Source organism: Flavobacterium aquiphilum, assembly GCF_027111335.1.
Taxonomy (GTDB): Bacteria; Bacteroidota; Bacteroidia; order Flavobacteriales; family Flavobacteriaceae; genus Flavobacterium; species Flavobacterium aquiphilum.
Window position 1 is genome coordinate 846742 of the sequence record NZ_CP114288.1, and the last position, 21312, is coordinate 868053.

22 protein-coding genes and 1 tRNA gene are annotated in these 21312 nt (G+C 33.4%); 8 read left to right on the forward strand and 15 right to left on the reverse strand.

Annotation, left to right across the window (positions count from 1 at the left end; all coding sequences use genetic code 11):
• The first annotated feature begins 8 nt into the window (after positions 1 to 8).
• The 6 genes from OZP12_RS03505 to OZP12_RS03530 all read left to right on the forward strand — a co-directional run bounded on the left by OZP12_RS03505 (position 9) and on the right by OZP12_RS03530 (position 3800).
• Positions 9 to 791 (forward strand): cyclase family protein, encoded by a 783-nt coding sequence (locus OZP12_RS03505; RefSeq protein WP_281227667.1) that lies wholly within the window; start codon positions 9 to 11, stop codon positions 789 to 791.
• Positions 792 to 801: 10 nt separating this feature from the next.
• The gene (locus OZP12_RS03510; RefSeq protein ID WP_281227668.1) at positions 802 to 1854 is read left to right on the forward strand and encodes a DUF4421 family protein; all 1053 of its coding nucleotides are present in this window, start codon (positions 802 to 804) and stop codon (positions 1852 to 1854) included.
• A gap of 14 nt (positions 1855 to 1868) precedes the next feature.
• The gene (locus tag OZP12_RS03515) at positions 1869 to 2276 is read left to right on the forward strand and encodes a GNAT family N-acetyltransferase (RefSeq protein WP_281227669.1); all 408 of its coding nucleotides are present in this window, start codon (positions 1869 to 1871) and stop codon (positions 2274 to 2276) included.
• Positions 2276 to 2626, forward strand: a complete 351-nt coding sequence (locus OZP12_RS03520) for a DUF4260 domain-containing protein (RefSeq protein WP_281229121.1) — start codon at positions 2276 to 2278, stop codon at positions 2624 to 2626. The genes OZP12_RS03515 and OZP12_RS03520 overlap by 1 nt, the downstream gene beginning before the upstream one ends.
• Entirely contained in the window at positions 2627 to 2995 is a 369-nt protein-coding gene (locus OZP12_RS03525) for an MmcQ/YjbR family DNA-binding protein (protein WP_281227670.1), read from the forward strand. It abuts the gene before it with no gap.
• Between the two features lie 109 nt (positions 2996 to 3104).
• Positions 3105 to 3800, forward strand: a complete 696-nt coding sequence (locus OZP12_RS03530; protein WP_281227671.1) for a PH domain-containing protein — start codon at positions 3105 to 3107, stop codon at positions 3798 to 3800.
• Between the two features lie 81 nt (positions 3801 to 3881).
• Here the strand turns inward: OZP12_RS03530 and OZP12_RS03535 are convergent, their stop codons facing one another.
• The 3 genes from OZP12_RS03535 to OZP12_RS03545 form a co-directional block, all read right to left on the reverse strand.
• The gene (locus tag OZP12_RS03535) at positions 3882 to 4982 is read right to left on the reverse strand and encodes a DUF4407 domain-containing protein (RefSeq protein WP_281227672.1); all 1101 of its coding nucleotides are present in this window, start codon (positions 4980 to 4982) and stop codon (positions 3882 to 3884) included.
• A gap of 263 nt (positions 4983 to 5245) precedes the next feature.
• On the reverse strand, positions 5246 to 6847 hold the full coding sequence (gene pckA, locus OZP12_RS03540; protein WP_281227673.1) for a phosphoenolpyruvate carboxykinase (ATP): 1602 nt from the start codon (positions 6845 to 6847) through the stop codon (positions 5246 to 5248).
• Positions 6848 to 6920: 73 nt separating this feature from the next.
• Positions 6921 to 7316, reverse strand: a complete 396-nt coding sequence (locus OZP12_RS03545; protein WP_281227674.1) for a DUF423 domain-containing protein — start codon at positions 7314 to 7316, stop codon at positions 6921 to 6923.
• 307 nt (positions 7317 to 7623) lie between these two features.
• Between OZP12_RS03545 and OZP12_RS03550 the strand changes: the two genes are divergently transcribed.
• Positions 7624 to 8994, forward strand: coding sequence for a saccharopine dehydrogenase family protein (locus tag OZP12_RS03550; RefSeq protein WP_281227675.1), 1371 nt, complete (start codon positions 7624 to 7626; stop codon positions 8992 to 8994).
• Positions 8995 to 9065: 71 nt separating this feature from the next.
• On the opposite strand, the gene OZP12_RS03555 is transcribed toward OZP12_RS03550, so the two are convergent.
• The 4 genes from OZP12_RS03555 to OZP12_RS03570 all read right to left on the reverse strand — a co-directional run bounded on the left by OZP12_RS03555 (position 9066) and on the right by OZP12_RS03570 (position 12820).
• A complete protein-coding gene (locus OZP12_RS03555) occupies positions 9066 to 10229 on the reverse strand; it encodes a M56 family metallopeptidase (RefSeq protein ID WP_281227676.1) in 1164 nt (387 codons plus the stop codon).
• A gap of 56 nt (positions 10230 to 10285) precedes the next feature.
• Entirely contained in the window at positions 10286 to 10657 is a 372-nt protein-coding gene (locus OZP12_RS03560; protein WP_281227677.1) for a BlaI/MecI/CopY family transcriptional regulator, read from the reverse strand.
• A 30-nt stretch (positions 10658 to 10687) separates the two neighbouring features.
• The gene (locus OZP12_RS03565) at positions 10688 to 11122 is read right to left on the reverse strand and encodes a toxin-antitoxin system YwqK family antitoxin (RefSeq protein ID WP_281227678.1); all 435 of its coding nucleotides are present in this window, start codon (positions 11120 to 11122) and stop codon (positions 10688 to 10690) included.
• Between the two features lie 309 nt (positions 11123 to 11431).
• Entirely contained in the window at positions 11432 to 12820 is a 1389-nt protein-coding gene (locus OZP12_RS03570; RefSeq protein ID WP_281227679.1) for a dipeptidase, read from the reverse strand.
• A gap of 109 nt (positions 12821 to 12929) precedes the next feature.
• On the opposite strand from OZP12_RS03570, the gene OZP12_RS03575 reads away from it, so the two are divergent.
• Positions 12930 to 13011, forward strand: a tRNA-Leu gene (locus tag OZP12_RS03575).
• Positions 13012 to 13515: 504 nt separating this feature from the next.
• On the opposite strand, the gene OZP12_RS03580 is transcribed toward OZP12_RS03575, so the two are convergent.
• The 8 genes from OZP12_RS03580 to OZP12_RS03615 all read right to left on the reverse strand — a co-directional run bounded on the left by OZP12_RS03580 (position 13516) and on the right by OZP12_RS03615 (position 21150).
• Entirely contained in the window at positions 13516 to 13788 is a 273-nt protein-coding gene (locus OZP12_RS03580) for an STAS-like domain-containing protein (RefSeq protein ID WP_281227680.1), read from the reverse strand.
• 23 nt (positions 13789 to 13811) lie between these two features.
• Positions 13812 to 14681, reverse strand: a complete 870-nt coding sequence (locus OZP12_RS03585; RefSeq protein ID WP_281227681.1) for a hypothetical protein — start codon at positions 14679 to 14681, stop codon at positions 13812 to 13814.
• Positions 14682 to 14804: 123 nt separating this feature from the next.
• The gene (locus tag OZP12_RS03590; RefSeq protein ID WP_281227682.1) at positions 14805 to 15365 is read right to left on the reverse strand and encodes a hypothetical protein; all 561 of its coding nucleotides are present in this window, start codon (positions 15363 to 15365) and stop codon (positions 14805 to 14807) included.
• 530 nt (positions 15366 to 15895) lie between these two features.
• Positions 15896 to 18256, reverse strand: a complete 2361-nt coding sequence (locus OZP12_RS03595) for a hypothetical protein (protein ID WP_281227683.1) — start codon at positions 18254 to 18256, stop codon at positions 15896 to 15898.
• Positions 18244 to 18567, reverse strand: coding sequence for a hypothetical protein (locus tag OZP12_RS03600; protein ID WP_281227684.1), 324 nt, complete (start codon positions 18565 to 18567; stop codon positions 18244 to 18246). Before OZP12_RS03600 ends, OZP12_RS03595 begins: the two co-directional genes overlap by 13 nt.
• Positions 18568 to 18571: 4 nt before the next feature.
• Positions 18572 to 18853, reverse strand: coding sequence for a helix-turn-helix domain-containing protein (locus OZP12_RS03605; protein WP_281227685.1), 282 nt, complete (start codon positions 18851 to 18853; stop codon positions 18572 to 18574).
• 87 nt (positions 18854 to 18940) lie between these two features.
• The gene (locus tag OZP12_RS03610) at positions 18941 to 19765 is read right to left on the reverse strand and encodes a hypothetical protein (RefSeq protein ID WP_281227686.1); all 825 of its coding nucleotides are present in this window, start codon (positions 19763 to 19765) and stop codon (positions 18941 to 18943) included.
• Entirely contained in the window at positions 19762 to 21150 is a 1389-nt protein-coding gene (locus OZP12_RS03615; RefSeq protein WP_281227687.1) for a phage integrase SAM-like domain-containing protein, read from the reverse strand. Before OZP12_RS03615 ends, OZP12_RS03610 begins: the two co-directional genes overlap by 4 nt.
• Positions 21151 to 21312 lie beyond the last annotated feature (162 nt).

The window sequence follows — 21312 nt, forward strand, 5'->3', positions numbered from 1 at the left end:
TTTTAGAGGTGAAAACAACAATCCAACATAACAGCAACACATTCGAAGTCGATTTATCAAAACCAATTGACATTTCTATTCCGTTGACGAATACCGATGAAAATCCGATTGCTTGGTATTTGGAAAAGCCGGTTATAGAACCCGTTGTTTCAGGTGATTGGATTGGTAAAGTTTCGGAAGGAAAATCTTCGACTAATTTCAATAATATTTTCTTCAATCCGCATGGACATGGAACGCACACCGAATGTTTGGGACATATCACAAAGGAGTTTTACAGTATCAATCAGTCGCTGAAACAGTTTTTCTTTTTGGCGGAATTGGTTTCGGTTGTACCAGAAATGATGGGAGAGGATTTAGTAATAACACGAAATCAGATTAAAAATATATTGGGCGCTTCGACTTCGCTCAGTGTGACTCCCGAAGCAATAATTATCAGGACATTGCCTAATTTTAAAATAAAGAAATCATTAAAATATTCGAATACGAATCCGCCTTATTTGGCTGAAGACGCTGCGCATTTCATTCGCGAAAGCGGTATCAAACATTTGCTGATCGATTTGCCAAGCGTGGACAAAGAACATGACGAGGGGAAATTATTGGCCCACAAAGCCTTTTGGAAAGTAAAAGATGTTAATGATTTAAATCCTGATGCACGATTAGCTTGCACGATAACTGAAATGATTTTTGTTCCCGATGAAATCGAAGACGGTAGTTATCTGTTGAATCTTCAAATTGCTTCTTTTGAAAATGATGCGAGTCCAAGCAAGCCTGTTTTATATTCTATTTTGTAAAATCTAAGGATTGAAAACAAGAAAACATAGAAGTTGTCATAATCAATATTTGCTTAAAATAGTATTGTTTTTTGCTATTTTGCTTTTAGGAAACGGGACTGTTTTTGGTCAAAAAAAAGAACGAGACAGTTCTAAATTTGTGTTTTATCCCGATGAGATTTTGATTAGAACTAATCTTAGTACGCAAACTGACTCACAAATTCTGGAAGACAAAAATGGTGGCAATCTGGATTTGGAAACCAATAATAATTACAAAGTGTTTTTATCTGCAGATTATAAATTTATAGGTTTTAGTTACGGATTTTATCCTCAGTTTATTGGAGGAAATAAAGATGAAGACGTGAAAGGAAAATCAAAATTGTCAGAATATAATTTTCGTTTTTTTCTTGGGAAATGGCTTCAAACAGTTGATTACAGTAGAATCAAAGGATATTATATCGCAAACACCCAGGATTTTTTACCAGATTGGAAACCTGATATTGCCCCTTATATTCAATTTCCAGATTTAAAAATAACCAAATACGGAATGTCAACATCGTATATTTTCAATCCCAATTTTTCATTAAAAAGCATCACATCGTTTACTGAGTGGCAAAAAGAAAGTGCAGGAAGTTTTATCCCAACACTAATATATGATTATAAAAAGATTTCTTTGGAAACTGATATTTTAAAGACGCATCAAAATGAATATGATGTAAGTGTAGGGATTGGTTATTTTTATAATTTTATTATTCATAAAAAGTTTTATGTGGCACCTAATTTAACAACGGCTCTTGGAGTAAAATTCCTGAATTCTACAACAGATGAATTAGGAATTCAAAAAAAAGAAAAGCATGATTATTTTTTGACGACTCTTACTGGTGGGCTAAAACTTGGATATAATTCGGATCGAATTCTATTTGGAGTCAACTTTAATTTCAATTCCAGTTTTTATAATGAAACTAAAAATCAGGTTGTTTCAAATGGTGGTTCGTTTGGATTGTTGTATTTTGGTTACCGATTTGATGCGCCAAAATTTATCAGCAAGCCAGTGAATAAAATCGGTTATAAATTAAGACTTTAATTTTTATTTAAAATATGGACAGTAAGATTTACGTTTCTACTGATAAACAACAATTAAACGTCCCTTTTATCCAACATTTTTTGAAAGATATATATTGGGCTGCGGGAAGAACCATTGATGAAGTTCAAAAAACAATTGACAGTTCGATTTGTTTTGGGATTTATAAGGACGATGTCCAATTTGGTTTTGCTAGGGTTATCACTGATTATGTCGTTTTTGCTTATGTAATGGATGTTTTTATAGCCGAAGAACACAGAGGAAAAGGATATTCTTCTGTTTTGATTTCGGCCATGATAGAAGAACCTTTGTTGAAAGATGTAAAAATTTGGCGATTGGCAACTAGGGATGCCCATTTTCTGTATGAGAAATTTGGGTTTAAGGAATTGGCTTTTCCGGAGCGAATGATGGAGAAAATAGTATGATGAAAACAGTTATCAAACTCGAAGAATTAGGCTTATTCATACTCGGAATTTATTTTTTTAATCAATTAGAGTATGCGTGGTGGTGGTTCTTGGTTTTAATTTTAGTGCCTGATTTTTCTATGATAGGTTATCTGTTTGGAGATAGAATTGGCGCATTTTGTTATAATGTGGTACATCACAGAGGTATTGCGGTTGCTTTGTATCTTGTTGGAATTTTTTGTTCCAATGAAACGATACAGCTTACAGGTGTTATTTTATTTGCACATTCGTCTATGGACAGGATGTTTGGTTATGGGTTAAAATATGAATCGGGTTTTAAATATACCCACTTGGGTGAAATTGGAAAATAAATGAATCTAGAAACGTATTACGAATATTGTTTTTCGAAAAAAGGGGTAACGGAACATTTTCCTTTTGATGAAGATACTTTGGTTTTTAAGGTTGGAGAAAAAATGTTTGCTTTATCTTCCTTATTGCAATGGGAAAAAGGGACTCCATCTGTAAATTTGAAATGTGATCCCGAACGGGCACAGGAATTGCGTGCGGAATATGATGCGATTGAGCCCGGTTATCATATGAGTAAGGTACATTGGAACACGATTGCCGTGAATCAGGACGCTCCCGATGCTTTGTTAAAAGAATTGATTGACCATTCGTATGACTTGGTTTTTAAAAGTTTAACCAAGAAAATACAAACGGAAATAAGCGAAGGGATCTAAAAAAAATTACCGAATCGGCGAAGCAACTTCGGTAAATTGGCATTACTTTTGTGAAACTAATAACAAACCTAGAAACTCAGTTACGTAGTGACTCAGCAACTTTATAAACATGAAAGATCAAATTAAAAAGTTTTTAAACGAAGAGCAAGATCCAAAAGCGATTGAGAAAGTGACTTCAAAATTGCAGGATATTTTAATGAAAAACGAAGAAGTAGGATATATTGCAGTGCAAAAGAAACCTGCATTGACCGTACTTCCGGATAGTATTGTGGTGACAAATAAAAGAATTATCATCTGTCAGCCTAAAAATTTAGGGCTGTCTATGAATTTCATCGATTATACTTGGGACGAAATCGAAGGAACTTTTGTGAAAGAAAATATTCTTGGATCTGAGTTTTCTTTTTCTACCAAAACAGAAATGCAGGTTACCATCGATTATATTCCAAAAATTCAGGCGCGTAAAATTTTTACTTTTGCCAAAGAACAATTGGATATTTTGAAAAATGGCCCAGCGCAATCGGTAATTAATGAAGAAATTGCTCCGTCATTAATTCAGGAATCGGAATTGATTGAGGAAATGGAAACGGAAGAAGTAAATGATTTTGCCGAAATTATGCCGACAATTTCGAATTACGCAGAACCTGTTACAGAAAATTCTGTTGCTTCGGGAGAGAAAAAGAATAGTGAATTGACACAGGACGAGCTTTTTGCGAAGCTACAAAATTATAAAAAACTATTGGACAACGGTCTTATTTTGCAAGGTGAATACGATGCTTTCAAAAAAGAGATTTTGAGTTTGATGTAAAAAAGGTTTTAAGTTTAAAAAAATCCAAAGTCAAGAGAATTTATCTAATGACTTTGGATTTTTTTGTTTTTTCCTTTTGATTTAAAGCGTGGCTCTTTGTTTTTCCACAAAACTATTGGACTGTTGTTCCAGTAATTCGGTTGCGTTTTTTCTTTGCAAATCGTATAATTTTTTGTCCTCGGCGATATCGGCATACACTTTGTCGTGCATGGCCGCACTTGTTTTGATCAGTAATTCGCGTTGGTATTTGTCTTGTTCGATAGTGGCTTTGAGTGCGGTTTCCAAGTCTTCCAATTTGAAATCGTATTCTCCTCTCGGTGAAAGTAATTTGGCAATAATTGGAGAAGTTTCAATGGCCAAAAACAGAAGCATTATAAAAAATGACGGAAGCCAAGGCAATTTGTTCAAAGCATTTATTCGTGCCATCAAGCCGTCAAAACCGTCTATTATCGGTTGTGTTTCAGTTACTTTTTTGTCCAAATCGGTTTGCAATGTTTTGCTCCCTTTTTCCAAAACGGTAATTTTGGCCAAATTGTTTTTTCGGATGGTATCTAGTTCTTTTTTAGCCAAGTCATGTTGGGCTAATTTTTCTTTGAAAATGGGACCTTTACCCATTAGTTTTGTTCCGGCAGTTCCTTCGGCTTCTTGAATATAGGATTGATAAAGTGTGCTTACTTCTTTTTCTTTATTGGCGATTTCAGTTTTAAGATTCTTGATATCATTTTTGTTTTTGTCCAAGTCCGTTTTGAAATAATTGGCGACTTCTTTTTTATTATTCAAGGCCATAGCATTTTTTTCTTTCAGTAAAACCGTATTGATTTCCTTTTCGAAAATTTTGATTTCCAATGGTTTTGAAATCACGATGGCGATGATGAAAGCCAAAATGATTCGGGGAGTGGCTTGAAGAAATTCACTTGCAAAGCTGTCCCTTTTTCGTATAGTGGAAACAATAAACCGATCCAAATTAAAGATTAGCAAACTCCAAACGAAGCCAAAAAGTAATGCGGGAATGACATTGTCAAAGACTGTGAAAAGAGCATAGGCACTAGCAATAAAAGCCATAACGGCCGTAAAAAAAACGGTGGCACCAATACCTACAAATTTGGTTTGCTCCCCATCGGAACAACCGTCAAGAAGTTTTTTGTCGGCCCCCGAACAGAGAATAAAGAATTGTTTTAACATGATTGATTTGATTTTTGATTGATTGATTCTGCAAATTTAACTGCAATAAATTAAATATTGAGTTAAAATGTTGATTTGTTTTTGGTTAGGGGTGAAATGGGTCATGGATGACACGGGCAAAACGGATCTTCACTGATTTTTTTTGAAAATGAAGTTATAAAGCTTTGTGTCCTTTGCTGAATTCTTTGTGAGCTTTGTGGCTAAGTAATAAAAAAAGAGCTGTTCGGGAGGAACAGCTCTTGAAGTATTGAATTAATAATTAACTAGACAATCGGTGCGCCAGCCAAGATTTCGGCATTGGCAAAATCTTTAAATTTATCAAAATTAGCATTGAATTTTTTAGCCAATTCAACTGCTTTTTTATCATATAAATCTTTGTCTTCCCAAGTGTTTCTTGGATTCAAAATTTCGTTTGGAACATTAGGACACGATTGAGGAATAGCAATTCCAAATACATCATGATTAGTAAATTCTACTGAATCTAATTCACCTTTCAGGGCTGCAGTAATCATGGCGCGGGTAAATTTTAATTTCATTCGGCTTCCTGTTCCATAAGCTCCACCGGTCCATCCGGTGTTGATTAGCCAAACTTTTACATTGGCATCTTTCATTTTTTTACTTAGCATTTCGGCATATTTTGTTGGATGCAAAGGCATAAAAGGCGCACCAAAGCAAGCCGAAAAGTTAGGTTGAGGCTCTGTAACACCAGCTTCTGTACCAGCTACTTTTGCGGTGTATCCAGATATGAAGTGATAAGCGGCTTGTCCGGCAGTTAATTTGGATATAGGAGGCAAAATCCCGTAAGCATCGGCAGTTAAGAAAAAGATGTTTTTTGGATTTTTACCAATTGAACCAGGTTGAATGTTCTCTATGTGGTCAATTGGGTAACTTACTCGTGTGTTTTGAGTGATGGAAATATTTTCAAAATCAACTACATTGGTTCCTGTTTTGAAAACCACATTTTCAAGAATTGCTCCTTTTTTGATGGCTCTAAAAATATCCGGCTCGTTTTCTTCGGTAAGATTGATTACTTTGGCATAACATCCACCCTCGAAGTTAAAAACAGTATTCTCTTCTGTCCATCCGTGTTCGTCATCACCGATTAGTTTTCGGGCAGGATCAGCTGATAAAGTTGTTTTTCCTGTTCCTGATAAGCCAAAGAATATGGCAGTATCATCATCTGCTCCAACATTGGCACTGCAGTGCATTGGTAACGTATTTTTGAAAACAGGCAGAATAAAATTCAAGGCTGAGAATACACCTTTTTTCATTTCCCCGGTGTATCCTGTTCCTCCAATTAATGCAATTTTTTTTGTAAAATCTAAAATAGCAAAATTGCCTTGGCGCGTCCCATCAGTTGTTGGATCTGCAACAAATCCTGGAGCACAAATCACGGTCCACTCTGGAGTGAAATTTTCTAATTCTTCTTGAGTAAGTCTCAAAAACATGTTGTGGCAAAATAAATTGGCCCAGGCGGTTTCGGTAACTACACGTACGTTTAGTCTGTAATTAGCATCGGCACAAACATAAGCATCTCGGACAAAGATTTCTTTGTTGGATAAATAAGCGGTAACTTTTTTGTATAGCGCTTCAAATGCAGTTGGTTCAAATGGGATATTTACATTTCCCCACCATACTTTGTCTTCGGTAATGCTGTCTTTTACGATAAAACGATCTTGTGGAGAACGTCCTGTAAACTCACCTGTATTAATTGCTAATGCTCCTGTTGAATTTTCTTTTCCTTGTCCTGATTGGATGGCAATTTCATGTAACTCGTTAGGGCTTAGCTGATACTGAATTTTGGCATTTTCAATTCCCAAGTTTTTTAACGAAATCGATTTCGTAAATAAAGCGTAGTTGTCCATAAAAATAACTTTTTTGAGTAATTTTGTTTATTTTACGCAAAAGTATAATTTATTTTTAGAACCACATTATATTTTATTTTTCTTTTTTTATTGGTCTTAATAAGTCAAAAAGTAAAATGAACCATGCAGAAATAAGAAATAAGCCACCGATAGGTGTTATGAATCCGAATATTTTAAAGTCGATTGGCATTAAAGAATTGGTTGCTAATAAGTAAATAGAACCTGAAAAAAATATAACACCTATAAGAGTCAAATTATGGATGATTTTTTTTCTTTTTTGATTGATGATGGTATTCGTTCCAATGAACAATAAAAATAAGGCATGGTACATTTGATAACGTACCCCTGTTTCAAAAGTAGCAATTTGTTCCGGGGATAGTATTTTTTTTAGGGCATGTGCTCCAAAAGCACCTAATATTATGGCTATCATGCCAAAAATGGCCGCTGTTGAAAGTATTTTTTTATTCATTTTTTCCGAAGTTATTTATCACAAAAATATCTTTATTTTTTCAATCTAAAAGCATTTTAATTGGAACTTTAAAAGTAATTTTTGTGAAATAAAATGTGAGGGTTTTGGTTTATTTTTGCACCCTTAAAAATCACAAATCAGTTTTTGTAATAAAATGTTTTTTCAAAATCGTTTGTTATAAATATAACAATTTAATATATTTGTGTTATATTGTTTTGCGGGTATTTGAAATAAGGACAAAAACATCCTGTTTGATTAAAGCGAAATGGTATTGTTTTATTGAAGAGATGATTTTAAATATAAACGAATGAGAACAATTCTTATTATGGGTGCAGGAAGATCGGCTTCTTCCTTAATACAATACCTTTTGGAAAAATCGGGATCTGAAGAATTGCATCTTATTATTGGTGATTTGTCTTTGGCTTTAGCCGAGAAAAAGACAAATAAACACCCAAATGCAACTCCGATAGCTCTTGATATATTTGATGAAGATCAAAGAAAAAATGTAATCCAAAAAGCGGATATTGTTATATCGATGTTGCCAGCGCATCTTCATATTGAAGTGGCGAGGGATTGCATTAAGTATAAAAAGCATTTGGTTACCGCTTCCTACATAAGCGATGCGATGCAGGAATTGGATGCCGCAGCCAAAGCGAATAATCTGATTTTCATGAATGAAATTGGACTTGATCCTGGAATCGACCACATGAGTGCCATGAAAGTGATCGATGAGATTCGGGAAAAGGGAGGAAAAATGCTTTTGTTTGAGTCTTTTTGTGGTGGACTTGTAGCACCAGAATCGGATAATAATCTTTGGAATTATAAATTTACCTGGGCGCCACGGAATGTGGTGCTGGCGGGACAAGGCGGAACTGCCAAGTTTATTCAGGAAGGAAACTATAAATATATTCCGTATGTAAACTTGTTTCGAAGAACTGAGTTTTTGGAGGTAGAGGGTTATGGTAAGTTTGAAGCGTATTCCAATAGAGATTCTCTTAAATACAGAAGTGTTTACGGACTTGACGATGCACTTACCTTATATAGAGGAACGATTCGGAGAGTGGGTTTTTCCAAAGCTTGGAATATGTTTGTCCAATTGGGAATGACAGACGACAGTTATATAATGGAGAATTCCGAGAACATGAGTTACCGGGAATTTGTGAATTCATTTTTACCTTATCACCCAACGGATTCTGTTGAAATTAAAATGCGATTGATCCTAAAAATTGACCAGGACGATATCATGTGGGATAAATTATTGGAATTGGACTTGTTCAATCGCAATAAAAAAGTGGGCTTGAAAGATGCGACACCTGCCCAGATTCTTGAAAAAATCCTTACCGACAGTTGGACTTTACAGCCTCATGACAAAGATATGATTGTGATGTATCACAAATTTGGGTTTGTCCTAAACGGAGAAGAAAAACAAATCGATTCCAAAATGGTTTGTATAGGCGAAGATCAAACCTATACTGCTATGGCCAAAACGGTAGGATTGCCGGTTGCAATGGCGACTTTGTTGATTTTGAACGGTAAAATCACCACTCCCGGAGTACAGCTTCCGATTCGTAAAGAAGTGTATTTGCCAATTTTAAGGGAATTGGAAGAATACGGAGTTATTTTTAATGAGCAGGAAATGCCTTATATTGGCTATAATCCTGATAAAGTTTTCACCTAAGTTTTTTTAATTTTAGATTTTTAATTTTTTTTTAGACAGAATCCGCATTGGGAAATGCGGATTTTGTTTTTTTATTCAGCTGCTTGAATAGTTATTGGCAAGCTGTACATAACTCGGACTGGTTTTCCTTGTATGGTTCCTGGCGTCCATTTTGGTGACATTTTTAAGACTCTTATTGCTTCATCACCTACTCCGTATCCAATGTCTTTTATTGTTTTATATTCAGATAAGGTGCCGTCTTTTTCGATGATGAACTGCATATATGCCTTTCCTTTTATTTTATTTTTTGCAGCTTTGGTAGGCATTTTGAATGTGGTGCCAACAAATTTATAAAATGCCATAAGTCCTCCTGGAAACTCAGGTTTTGTATCAATTGCTGAAAGAGGATAAACATCTTTGTCTATAGGATTAGTCTTTTTAGAGATTTCTTGGGCTATAACTTTTGTGTTGAAAGTGAAGAATAATAAAACGGAAATCGTGCCTACTGAACAAATTTTCAGGATTATTTTGATCGGTGATTCTTTTTTTGTCATCATAAGTAAACGTTTTTTAGTTATTAAATAATTGATGTTACTTGCTAAAGCAATGCTGCTCTTATTTGAAGCAATATTTAGTAGGAGGCTTTGATATTTTGAAACAGATTTAAATTGAATATTTACAGCTTCATCTGCCAAAAATTCGTGATTTAGTTTTATTGCTTTTTTGAACAAAATAATAATGGGATTGAACCAAAATAAAATTTGTAAAATTTCGATGAAAAGAATGTCTAAAGTATGTTTTTGGTGCAAATGTGCTTTTTCATGTGTTATTAATTCTGGTCGAATAGCTCCATTTTTTAATTCATTTTCATTGATAAAAATGGCATTCCAAAACGAATGTGGCAAAATTTCTTCCTTAACCAAGACTACTTTCAGTCCATTTATAAACTGAATATCGTTTTTTGTCATCTTTTTATAAAATGAATACAGATTCATTACAAAACGAAAAGCTAAAGTTAATGCTACAACAATATAGATTGTACTTAAAATCGAAACTACAATTTCATTATAATCTATTTTGCTTAAAAGCGTATTATTTGTTTTGATTACTATTCCTTCTAGTGGAACCATATTTATTTTGTTCGGATAAGAAGATTCTACGGTAAATAATTGCAAGGGAATTGTTAAGCTAAAAATTAAGCTGCCTAACAAATAAGCTCGATTAAAACGAAACATTTTTTCATTTTCTAAAATCAATTTGTAAATGGAGTAAAAAACAAAAAGGAGTAATCCGGATTTTATAAGATATGTTATCATTTTTTCTTTTTTTGGATTTCACTGTCTATTATTTTTTTGAGATCTTCCAATTCCGAAGCGGATAAATTGGTTTCGGTTGTGAAAAACGATGCAAACTGTGACGCCGAATTATTAAAAAAATTGCTTATCAATCCGTTTACGTGTTTTGAGAAATAATCTGTTTTTTTGACCAAAGGATAATATTCTCTTGAGTTTCCAAATTCGTTATAAGTAACAAATTTCTTGTCTATCATTCTTTTCAAAAGGGTTGCAACGGTCGTTGTTGCAGGCTTTGGTTCGGGATAGGCTTCCAGTAAATCTTTCATGAAGGCTTTTTCAAGCTTCCATAAATGTTCCATTAATTGTTCTTCGGAGTTTGATAGTTGCATGTTTTTATTTTTTTAATTGTGTTTCGTTTTTTAATTTTTGAGTTCAGGTACTTTTATTTCTGAGACTAATTCCCCATTTTTATATTTATTAATGGAAATAAGTTTTCCTTTTTCGTCATAGTATTTCCAATCGCCAGAATAAAACCAGTGCGCATTAGTACCTGTAATAACTAGTTTTGTTTTTCCTTTGGATTGTACTTTCCCGTTTTGATGGTAACGGGTTCTGATGCAATAATCGTCTTTGTATTTTTCTCTCATAATTATTTTGTTATCTAGGTAATACCTCCATCTTTTTATAGGATCGCCTTTATGATATTTTCCGATTGATTTGTATTGAGAACCGTCTTGAGTGTATTCCTCTTTCCATAGACCTTCTCGTTCCTTGTTTACTTTTTGATTTATGGGGGGCGTTTTGCATCCAATCAAAGTTAAAGTAAGTATTAAAGTGATGAGTACGTGTTTCATAAATTGGTTTTACTCTACAGAAATAGAATTGACTCTACAAATGTAGAATAAAAAATAATACGACCAAATTTTTGATCGTTTTTTATGCAAATGTTTCTTGTAGAGATAATTTGAATTAAAAATTAATGTCTTATGAAAACGAATTTCCTAGCCCTGATAGTAGTGGAAATCCTTGTGTGCCGGGGTTCGGCAGACAAGATTGCAACGGATAGCAGGAAATAGCTCCTAGTAAAAACAAAGATTATTTGGGAGAGACCAAAAAAAATCCGCTCACTTCTGAACGGATTTTGAATTGTATTGAAATAGGAATTATTTCGAAAGCTCCACAAAATATTTATAGAACAAAGGAATGGTTTCGATTCCTTTCAAGTAATTAAAGATTCCGAAATGCTCGTTTGGAGAGTGGATAGCATCGGTATCAAGTCCGAAGCCCATGAGAATAGTTTTGCTTTTTAACTCCTTTTCGAACAACGCAACAATAGGAATGCTTCCACCTGAGCGAACCGGAATTGCAGGAACTCCAAAGGTTTCGGTGTAGGCCATGTTAGCTGCTTTGTAACTAATGCTGTCTATAGGTGTCACGTAGCCTTGACCGCCGTGATGCGGAGTAACTTTTACGGTAACACCTGCAGGAGCAATGTTGACGAAATGCTTGGTGAACAAATCAGTAATAACTTCCCAATCTTGGTTTGGGACAAGGCGCATAGAGATTTTGGCAGAAGCTTTGCTGGCAATAACAGTTTTGGCACCTTCGCCGGTATAGCCACCCCAAATTCCGTTTACATCAAGTGTTGGACGAATAGAGTTACGTTCATTGGTTACATATCCTTTTTCGCCATAAACATCATTTAAGTCCAGCGCTTTTTTGTATTTTTCAAGGTCAAAAGGAGCCTTGGCCATTTCGGCTCTTTCTTCTAGGGATAATTCTTCTACATTATCATAAAACCCTAGAATTGTAATATGATTGTTTTCGTCATGGAGAGAAGCAATCATTTTGGACAATATATTAATAGGATTGGCAACCGCACCACCATAAAGTCCAGAGTGTAAATCACGATTAGGTCCTGTAACTTCAACTTCGACATAGCTCAAACCGCGAAGTCCGGTTGTTATAGAAGGTTGCTGATTGGAAATCATTCCGGTGTCCGAAATCAAAATCACGTCGTTTTTTAGCTTTTTAGTGTTGTTTTCTACAAAAGTCTTTAGGTTAACGCTTCCTACTTCTTCCTCGCCTTCAATCATGAATTTTACATTGCAAGGTAAAGTATTGCTCTGAATCATGTATTCGAAAGCCTTTACGTGCATGTACATTTGTCCTTTGTCATCGCAGGAGCCTCTGGCAAAAATGGCACCTTCAGGATGAATTTCAGTTTTCTTAATAACGGGTTCAAAAGGAGGGGAAGTCCATAATTCTAATGGATCAGCAGGTTGGACATCGTAATGTCCGTAAACTAAAACAGTGGGGAGTTTTGGGTCGATGATTTTCTCTCCATATACAATTGGGTATCCGGGGGTGTCGCAAATTTCGACAAAATCACATCCTGCATTTTCTAAACTTGTTTTTACAGCATCGGCGGTGTCAAGGACATCTTGTGAAAAAGCGGTGTCGGCACTTACTGATGGAATTTTTAACAGTTCAATTAACTCATTGATAAACCGATCTTTGTGTTTGGTAACATAGGATTTTAAATCTTCCATTGAATATTTTTTTTTAGCGAACCAAAAATACAAAAAACAGAATGAATATTTTTTTTAAAAAAATCCTTTGAAAATTGGAAGTTATGATTATCTTTGCACCCACAATTGAGCGGATATGGTGAAATTGGTAGACATGCCAGACTTAGGATCTGGTGCCGCAAGGCGTGTAGGTTCGAGTCCTATTATCCGCACTTTTAACAACTCAATTATCTTATTTTTAGATAGTTGAGTTTTTTGTTTTTAAGAGTTGCCCGCTATTTGCCCGACAATTTCAAAAACACTAAAAAAATTATACATTTGTAATGCTTTACGATGCCAATTATAAAGCAACGTTTGAACGACGTAAAACGGTAGCCTGAACAACTACCGTTTTTTTATGTCGCTACGTTTTCGCCTCGCGTGCGCGTATTGTTTTACTTTTGAAAAAACTTGATTAATCAAAATAATTACGCACGCGAAAGATAGAGCAAAACATTTATTTCCTGCGATTGGGCGCGTAACAGATAGTTGCATAATATAAAAAATGGGCTTTCTGAATTTTTTATTTGCATAAAAATTAAAAATTAAAACTTTTAAAAAAGTAAGGTTTTTTAATTAAAATATAATTTTCACAATGTCATTTTATTATCCTAAATTTTGGATAAAAAAAAGAGAGCATCTTTAGTGCTCTCTTTCTATTTTATATTTTTTTTATTTTAATATGCTAATTGCTTTAAATTTTTTTTACAAAACGAAATAACTCCATCTAAAAACTTATTAGAATTTATAATTTCAATTTCGCAATTAGAATATTGATTAATACTATCAAACAATTCTGTACCAAAAGACATTGTCATAATTTCGATTTCTGCAAAATCTAAAATTATTTTTTCGGCAATTAAAACTTCAGGTTTGATTTCATTAAAAACCTCCCTACCTTTTAGTCTTGAACTTAATGAATGTCCAAAATTTGAAAATTTCACAATCATAAGATACTTTTTTTTATGTTATTTTAATCATACCCTTTTCCAGCCATTAACTCATCTAGAGAAATAACTGAATCAAATTTAAACAAAAATTTCAAATAAACACCATTCCAATTATCATTTGTGATATTATTAACCACTTGATTTTTAACTATAATACGACTATCTCCTGAAACCAAGCACATTTCTCCGTTATTTAAACGTACAAATTCGGAGGCAAAATAAAGCCCGTGTCCTCGCCCCTCACCACAAGTTACACCAAATTCAAGTGACCTAGAAACAGCATCTCTATTTGAAATATTTTTATAATCTTCATTCTTTTGCAATGAAGATTTAATTCCTATACCTGAATCAACTAATATAAATTCTAACGCATTCATTATCTTGTATTTTTGACAATATAAATACGCACCTGATTTTGACTTAGAATGAAGTGTTGTGTTGCAAAACATTTCATTAATAATAAGTGACAGTTGCATAACATCTTCTTCCGACATTTTAAAATCCTTTCTAAAAACATTTAAAATTTCTCTTGAAAGATCCATAACGCCTAAACCTATGTTTGTTATTGGTATTAAATTACCACTTACATCATGTCTTTGATTTCTATCGTTGTAATCAATTTTTAATTGTTTAAAGAAATCGATTCTACTTGCATAACTAATTGCTGAACAATCTTTTTCATTTAAAAGAGTGATATTAACGGTTTTTCCATTACAGCGCATTTCATTAACAAAAGAAACTATCAATAAATACACTTCAGCTTTTATGAACCCTTTGCATTCAAATTTAATTATTATATCCAAATCTTTCGATATGTCAACCTTTGAAAACTGCTTAATTAAAGTCAATAAATTAAGTTTATCTGATATAAATAGTGATGTTTTTTGATTCATTTTTATTTTTTATAAGAGCAAAAATAGTGATTGTAAAAAACAAATTGCAATTATACGCCTTAAAACAACTGAATAAATAAGGCAAAGAAATTACAACAGTTACTATTCTAAACTAATCTTTCTTTACATCATCAATAATCTTTGCATTGTATCTGCTGGAAATTTATCTGCGAGCTTTATTTTATTCATTAATTTTTGATACCGTTTTGTAGGCTTTCCGTTGTAGTGAGTTTTGAAATGCTTTTTATACTGTTCTTCATAAACTTCATCACTTAAAAATGCTCTGTCAAATATCGAATGTAATTCACGTGTTTTTTTAGATTCTATTTGTTTTTCGTAATACAGATAACTAAAAGCCTCACGGTGTAGAAAGTATTTAGAACAATGATATAATTTTCTGCATTGCTTTCCAGTATTCGGACAAACAAAATAAAAAATCTCTCCTTTGCCTAAATTCGAGGGAACAGAAACAAGGTGTACATTATAATTTATACTTTCTCCATCTTGTGTATAAGCAAGCATTATAAATTTTCTGTACTCACTAATATTCGATTTTATACTTATTCTCGAAGTAACTTCGCCCGATATACTCCACGTTATTACTCCCGATTTTATACCATTATCCAAATAACCCCACTCTTTAAGCTTAGTTATGCTTACTGTTTTACAACTTTCTACACTCATTTTGATTTGATTTATAACCTAAATTATTAGGAAACATTTATACTACTTTATACTATTTTAGTATCCTGTGCTTCTACTTTTATCTACTTTAGACAAAATTTTTTCGTCCAGCATTTGAAACAAAATGAATATCAAGTATGATACTTTCTTTTTACCGTCAATGGTTTCGACTTGCATTTTTATGCTCTTTGTTATCGCTTGTAATTATGTGATAATCTTTAATTATGTTTCCTTTTCTTTTATACGTTCCCATCAGGCTTTTATTTCTTACTTTCATTTTTATAGTTTTATGTGTGTTAAACACAGATAGAACACAGATAGAAACATTGATAACTATTTGATTTACAACACAAACACAGATAGCACAGATAAAAAGCAAGTAACACTATACAAGAAAATGAACACTATTTTTAATACTCTCTTTTTTATTCACCCGTGTACTTTAGTTTTATGTGTGTTATGTGTGTTATCGTAGTATTTACGGGGGTTACAAGTGTGTTTTTATGTGTGTTGCATCTGTGTTATGTGTGTTATTTTTGAATTTTAAACCATTTTCGTCTATTAGTGTATTTAAAATAAAAACCTTTATTTTCGATATTGAATTTTCCCGCCCACGCATCAACAAGTTTTTTAATATTTTTTGGTGTAAACATTTTTTCAAATCGCAATGGGTTTGAAATATCGTTATACTCTTTCAAAAAGTCCGTTACATTAAAACTATCATTCATTTTTAAAATAGATATGATTCTTTCAAATTCAGTATAAACCACATCATTACTGAAATATGCTTTATAATTATCGTCTGTTTTATTGTATTCGGTTTTTATGATTCCCTTTTGTAAAAACAGTTTCACACATCGAAACACAAAAGAGTAAAATCGATTCCATTCATCGGCGTTCCAATCTTGAAAAAAAGCATACTGAAATTCATCTTTTGGCGTGTGTGTTGTATTATAGTAGTTAGTAAATTTGTATTCAATAAACCGCCCATTTGTCGAAGCGTTTTTCTCATCATAAGGAACGACCCAATTTGAAGTAATAACAAACTTTGGAGCATCTTTAAATTTAATCGCTTCGGCTTTCAATCCTTTTCTTTGACAAGATATGTCGCCCAAAATATTGGTGTACAAATCATCATACTTAAACCCTGCGGGTACGTCGTCAATGATATAAACATTATGTTTTTTTTCGAGGTCTGCAAACACGTGAGTATAACCGCTGTCAAATTCCTTGCCTCCCTTAACAATTGATTCCTGTACTTCCTGTACGGCTTTAGATATTAAAGTTTTCCCACGTCGTCCGTTTCGGGTTTCGTCGTCTGCATCCATATCAGTAAGAACAATGCACGGGTTTTTTGTTGCATCTTTATAATTGTGACATAAATAACCAAACATAGTTTTAAAACTCTCAACAATGTTTTTAGCATCTTGTGTATTGACTTCTTTTAACCCTATGGATACCCTAATTAAAAACTTTTCAAACATTCCAATCTCATCGGTATATTTAAACTCTCGGCTTTGTATCTCATGCGGTGTAAAAAAACCTTTTACATCGGTGTATTCTTTAGATTTTATTTGTCCGTCGTCATTCATGTCGAAATAATAGAACCCATTTTTAAAAGGTAGCCCGAAAGTGTTTTTAGTATCGGAATAGTATTTTAATTCTATGGACGGAATTAATAAAAAACCTTGCTTAATTACACTAAAATTTTCCCGTGCTATGGTGTCCGCTACTGCATTAAACGAATTACCAAACTCGTTAATATTGTCTTTTAAAAATGCGACCATATCAGTGTTATGATTGAAATAATTAACCACATTATTAGTATCTCTCAATAAAAATATTTTGTCGTCGGGTGTCGAAATTCTCAAAAATTTTTCTTGAATAAAAAACTCGGCGTACATAGTCGGCGAAGTAAAAACTTTGTCGCTTTGGTCTATGGTGTAAAAGTTTACTATTTCATTTTCGATAGGTGGTTTGATACACTCCTTAATTGAAAATTCAACCCAATCAAAAACAAAAAAATTGCAATCGGTATCGGCAAGAACAAAAACGCCGTCGTGTAATCGTACGTAATTGATTAAATTATTTTCGGTTACAAATCTTTCGATATACTCCTTTTCGTACTTAGAAAAGTCTAAAAACGCACCTCCTTTGGTTTCAAACCTCTCGACGGTACAAACTTTGTCTGCATCGTCGCCGTAAACCTTTGAAAGTTCTTTTAAAATTTTGTTTCGGTCTGCTCTCTCGTTGGTTACATTTGAATTAAGTAAATAAGAAAACGTTTTTTTGTCGAGAATATCATAAACGGTATGTCGATATTCTTTGACTAATTCAATATCAATAAACGTCGGGAACGCTCTTTTTATGTCGTATTCTTTTACTTCAAAGGGTAATTCCCCACGCAATACGGACGGTATATTTGTTAAGGGGTTGTATTCCCTATGTCCTACGGTTTGAACTCCGAACGCCTCATCTAAATCGCTTGTATATTCCCCGCTAAACTTCAAAACCATAAACAAAACATATCGCTCGTATGCTTTTATACTAAACGGGTTGAATGTTTCGCCTTTTGCTTTTGCCTCATCAACCTTTTTATAATATTCGTTTAGCTTGTTGAGGTTGTTTTTAAAGTATTTTGTGTCGAGTTTTGAACCCGTTTTAATGTAACAAGAAACAAACTTTACATAATCATTATTTTGTAAAGGGTCGCTATTTAAAAATGAAACAACCGACAAAAATACTTTATCCCGTTGTGTGTGATATTTTTCTTTTTGCCTCGCATCATAAAAAGTAAATGTTTCTTTACGGCTTTTGCTTTCGGTTTGCACCCTCTTTGTAAATTCGGTTTTCCAGTCGCTCATTACGTCGGCTCTATTTACTTTGTCCATTTGTCTAATTTTTTAAGGTTAGACTTTGGGAATAAATCGGGGTTTGTGGTTAAGTACCACGCACGAAAACCAGTTAATTTGCAAAGTTTTCTTTCGACTTCAAAAAGTAGTCCTGCATCTTCCAAATCACGTTTAAAACGGCAAATGTTTTTTTGTGGTATTCCTGTTGCTTTTGAAACCATCGAAGCGGTGGCGGTGTGATTTTGTAAGTAGCGAAATATGGTTTTTAATTGTGAGGGCGATAATGTATATTTACTTTTCTTATTTACAAAAACATTATCAGGACGATGGTTAGTTTTATTACTTTCCATCGTCTTATTGATTTAAAGGGATTAAACACGCCTCAATGTCGCTTCTTAAAAAATAAACTCTCGAACCAATTCCCAACGGTTTGAGTTTTCCCGACTTGCACCAATTGTGAACGGTCGACAAATCCACATCAAACATTTTTGCCACTTGTTGACGGGTTAAATACTCGGCGGGTTGTACGGGTTTGAAATGTTTTAAAAATTCCTGTAATTGAACTTTCACCCCGTTTGAAATTTCGTTTTGTAGTTGCTCTGGGGTGTACTGAATAAATTGAATGTTTGCACTCATAAATAAAATATTATTGATTATGATGCAAAGGATTATTAGGGAATAATTAGGGAATCCCTAAAAAGATTGAAAAAAAAACTTTTTGGATTAAGAGGTTTTAAGTTTGATGTTTTTTTCAATAAGTTGCTGTCGTACCTTTTCAACTGTTTTTTTTGTTTTGTATGGGTGGTTTTTGTCTTCTACATCATTGCTTATCAACCTGTTTAAACTTGTTTGTAATGTTTGAGGTTTAACGCCTGTTATTGCACTTAAAAACGTAGCCATTAAATTCGTGCTTCCAACAAACTCGGCTTTAGTTCTCAAAAAGTCTATTATTTCTAACTCATTCAAATAGATTATTTTTTCAACTGCTGAGGTTTTGGACAAGTCGAGTAGTTCGAGTTCGTTAGTGTTCTCTTTTGTTTTTATTTTTTCATATTCCGATTCAATTTTATAGCTCATTGTACATAAAACATCTTCAAAATACTCCCGTAATTCCGTTATCTCATTGGTTTCATTATCGCGTTTATATCTTATAGTATGGTAATCTCTGTCCAGTTTATTGTTGGTGAGAAAGTGAAAATAGCCAAATTCAAAAATAACACTACTATTATTCTTAATGTAATCGTAAAATTGTTTATGAGTATATTTTTCATTTGGTACATACTCAATTTCCCCAGTTTTAGAAAATCGTTCATTTAAATCATGACTAATTGTATTAAAAAGTTTTACGTTAACATCGTTCCTAAAAAACTCTATATTGTTGTCATTTAAAATTCTTGCAATTTTATCGTAAAAATCATAACCTATATCGTTAAAGAGGGTAACTGATAATTCAAGATTATTGCCTTTTGTTAATTCGAAAAATTTTGACTCAAAACTAAAAATGTTTTTGTAATCATATTCCATATTAAAATGTTTAATTATTTTCATTTCGCTATAGTATTAAGTATAATTTTCATTTCGGGTGTTTTGTCTTTGTGTAGGTCGCTGTAAAACTTCATAAACAAATCGGCATTATTGTCTTTGTCTTCCCGTTGGTTTATGTAGGTCAAAAACAAACTTTCTTTACTGTGTCCAGTTATTCCAATTAATACGGCGGTGGGTATCTTTTTGTAATAGTTTGTTGCAAACGAACGTCTAAAACAATGTGTTGTTATTAATTCGTGCTTTGGATACATCCCCAACTCTTTACGATTGGTTTCGGTGTTTAGTTTTGTACCCTTAACGACCTCGTTAATCCCCGCCAATTTACAAACGACTTTTACATAATCGTTTAGTTTTTGGTGTGGCACTTCTTTTGGTAAATGGTTTTCGATTATGTCAATAACGTGCGGGGCAATTATCCCGATTGTGACGCTTTTATTTGTTTTCTGCTGGATTATATCAATGTAAATAGTTGTGCCTTTGTATCGAATATTATCGTTTGTGATTTTTAATAAATCCCCGCCACGTTGTCCAATTTCACAACCTATTAAAATCCAGTTTCGGGCATTGTTTAGTGCTTCTGGCGTTATCGAAATGCCTTTTGTAAGTTCGGGGTTAGATGCTTTAAATTCTTTTAGTTGCTCCACATTTGACAAATCCACATTTTTAATTTGTTCCAGTTCCGCAAACGACAAAGTTTGAATGTATCGGTCGGTGTCGCTTTCTCTAAAATGCTGTATTGTTTTTGAATAAGGGGTAACGGGTATTTCGTGTTTTTCTGCATCGATGCAAACCGTTTTTAAAATTTCTAATTGTTTACCCGCATAGTTTGTAGAATACTTTTTTGTATTAACGAGCCAGTTAGTGAATTTGTCAACAAATGGCTTGGTAACTTCAACAAATTGAATTTGTTTTTTGGTTTTGGCTTGGTACTCTAAAATTATGTTTTTGAAAAGAGTATAGTTTTTTATAGTACTTGCACTCAATCCAATTTTGAAACCTCCATTCGTTTTTACTTTGCGAGTATTTGCGTTATCGATTATGTATTGAATATGACTAACCAATAAACCCGTGTCGTTTTTTACTACCCGTTTGAAACATTCGTTAATTTTTGCATCTAACCAAAAAGTATCAATTACAACACTTTCGCCCATATCGGTATTGATGCTCTCAAAAAGGAATGATTCTAATTTTTTGAGGTTGTTTAATATTACTTTGTTTTCGGGGGTGTTTTGTTTTGGTAGGTCGGTGGTTTCGCTCCAGTCTTTCGGGTTTATAGAAAAACCTGTGTTTAATTCTAAATCTTGTTTTCCTCTGCCTAAAATAACACGTACTTTAATTGATACGTTTTTGTTTGCGTTACTTCGCAATCTAAATTTAATTGATGCCATTTTTTAGTTTTGAACGTTGAACAAATCAAAGATATTTAATTTGTAAGACGTTTCCAAAAGTTGCCCGACATTTGCCCGACATTTTCACTATTGCATTACATTTTATTCAATTTCATTCTATTATTATGCGGTTGTTAAAATCACTGTTAAGTATTGATTTTA

Coding starts and splice junctions, on each gene's coding strand:
- OZP12_RS03515 (WP_281227669.1), top strand. CDS start 1,869: ATGGACAGTAAGATTTACGTTTCTACTGATAAACAACAATTAAACGTC.
- OZP12_RS03520 (WP_281229121.1), top strand. CDS start 2,276: ATGAAAACAGTTATCAAACTCGAAGAATTAGGCTTATTCATACTCGGA.
- OZP12_RS03525 (WP_281227670.1), top strand. CDS start 2,627: ATGAATCTAGAAACGTATTACGAATATTGTTTTTCGAAAAAAGGGGTA.
- OZP12_RS03530 (WP_281227671.1), top strand. CDS start 3,105: ATGAAAGATCAAATTAAAAAGTTTTTAAACGAAGAGCAAGATCCAAAA.
- OZP12_RS03535 (WP_281227672.1), bottom strand. CDS start 4,982: ATGTTAAAACAATTCTTTATTCTCTGTTCGGGGGCCGACAAAAAACTT.
- pckA (WP_281227673.1), bottom strand. CDS start 6,847: ATGGACAACTACGCTTTATTTACGAAATCGATTTCGTTAAAAAACTTG.
- OZP12_RS03545 (WP_281227674.1), bottom strand. CDS start 7,316: ATGAATAAAAAAATACTTTCAACAGCGGCCATTTTTGGCATGATAGCC.
- OZP12_RS03550 (WP_281227675.1), top strand. CDS start 7,624: ATGAGAACAATTCTTATTATGGGTGCAGGAAGATCGGCTTCTTCCTTA.
- OZP12_RS03560 (WP_281227677.1), bottom strand. CDS start 10,657: ATGCAACTATCAAACTCCGAAGAACAATTAATGGAACATTTATGGAAG.
- OZP12_RS03565 (WP_281227678.1), bottom strand. CDS start 11,122: ATGAAACACGTACTCATCACTTTAATACTTACTTTAACTTTGATTGGA.
- OZP12_RS03570 (WP_281227679.1), bottom strand. CDS start 12,820: ATGGAAGATTTAAAATCCTATGTTACCAAACACAAAGATCGGTTTATC.
- OZP12_RS03580 (WP_281227680.1), bottom strand. CDS start 13,788: ATGATTGTGAAATTTTCAAATTTTGGACATTCATTAAGTTCAAGACTA.
- OZP12_RS03585 (WP_281227681.1), bottom strand. CDS start 14,681: ATGAATCAAAAAACATCACTATTTATATCAGATAAACTTAATTTATTG.
- OZP12_RS03590 (WP_281227682.1), bottom strand. CDS start 15,365: ATGAGTGTAGAAAGTTGTAAAACAGTAAGCATAACTAAGCTTAAAGAG.
- OZP12_RS03595 (WP_281227683.1), bottom strand. CDS start 18,256: ATGGACAAAGTAAATAGAGCCGACGTAATGAGCGACTGGAAAACCGAA.
- OZP12_RS03600 (WP_281227684.1), bottom strand. CDS start 18,567: ATGGAAAGTAATAAAACTAACCATCGTCCTGATAATGTTTTTGTAAAT.
- OZP12_RS03605 (WP_281227685.1), bottom strand. CDS start 18,853: ATGAGTGCAAACATTCAATTTATTCAGTACACCCCAGAGCAACTACAA.
- OZP12_RS03610 (WP_281227686.1), bottom strand. CDS start 19,765: ATGAAAATAATTAAACATTTTAATATGGAATATGATTACAAAAACATT.
- OZP12_RS03615 (WP_281227687.1), bottom strand. CDS start 21,150: ATGGCATCAATTAAATTTAGATTGCGAAGTAACGCAAACAAAAACGTA.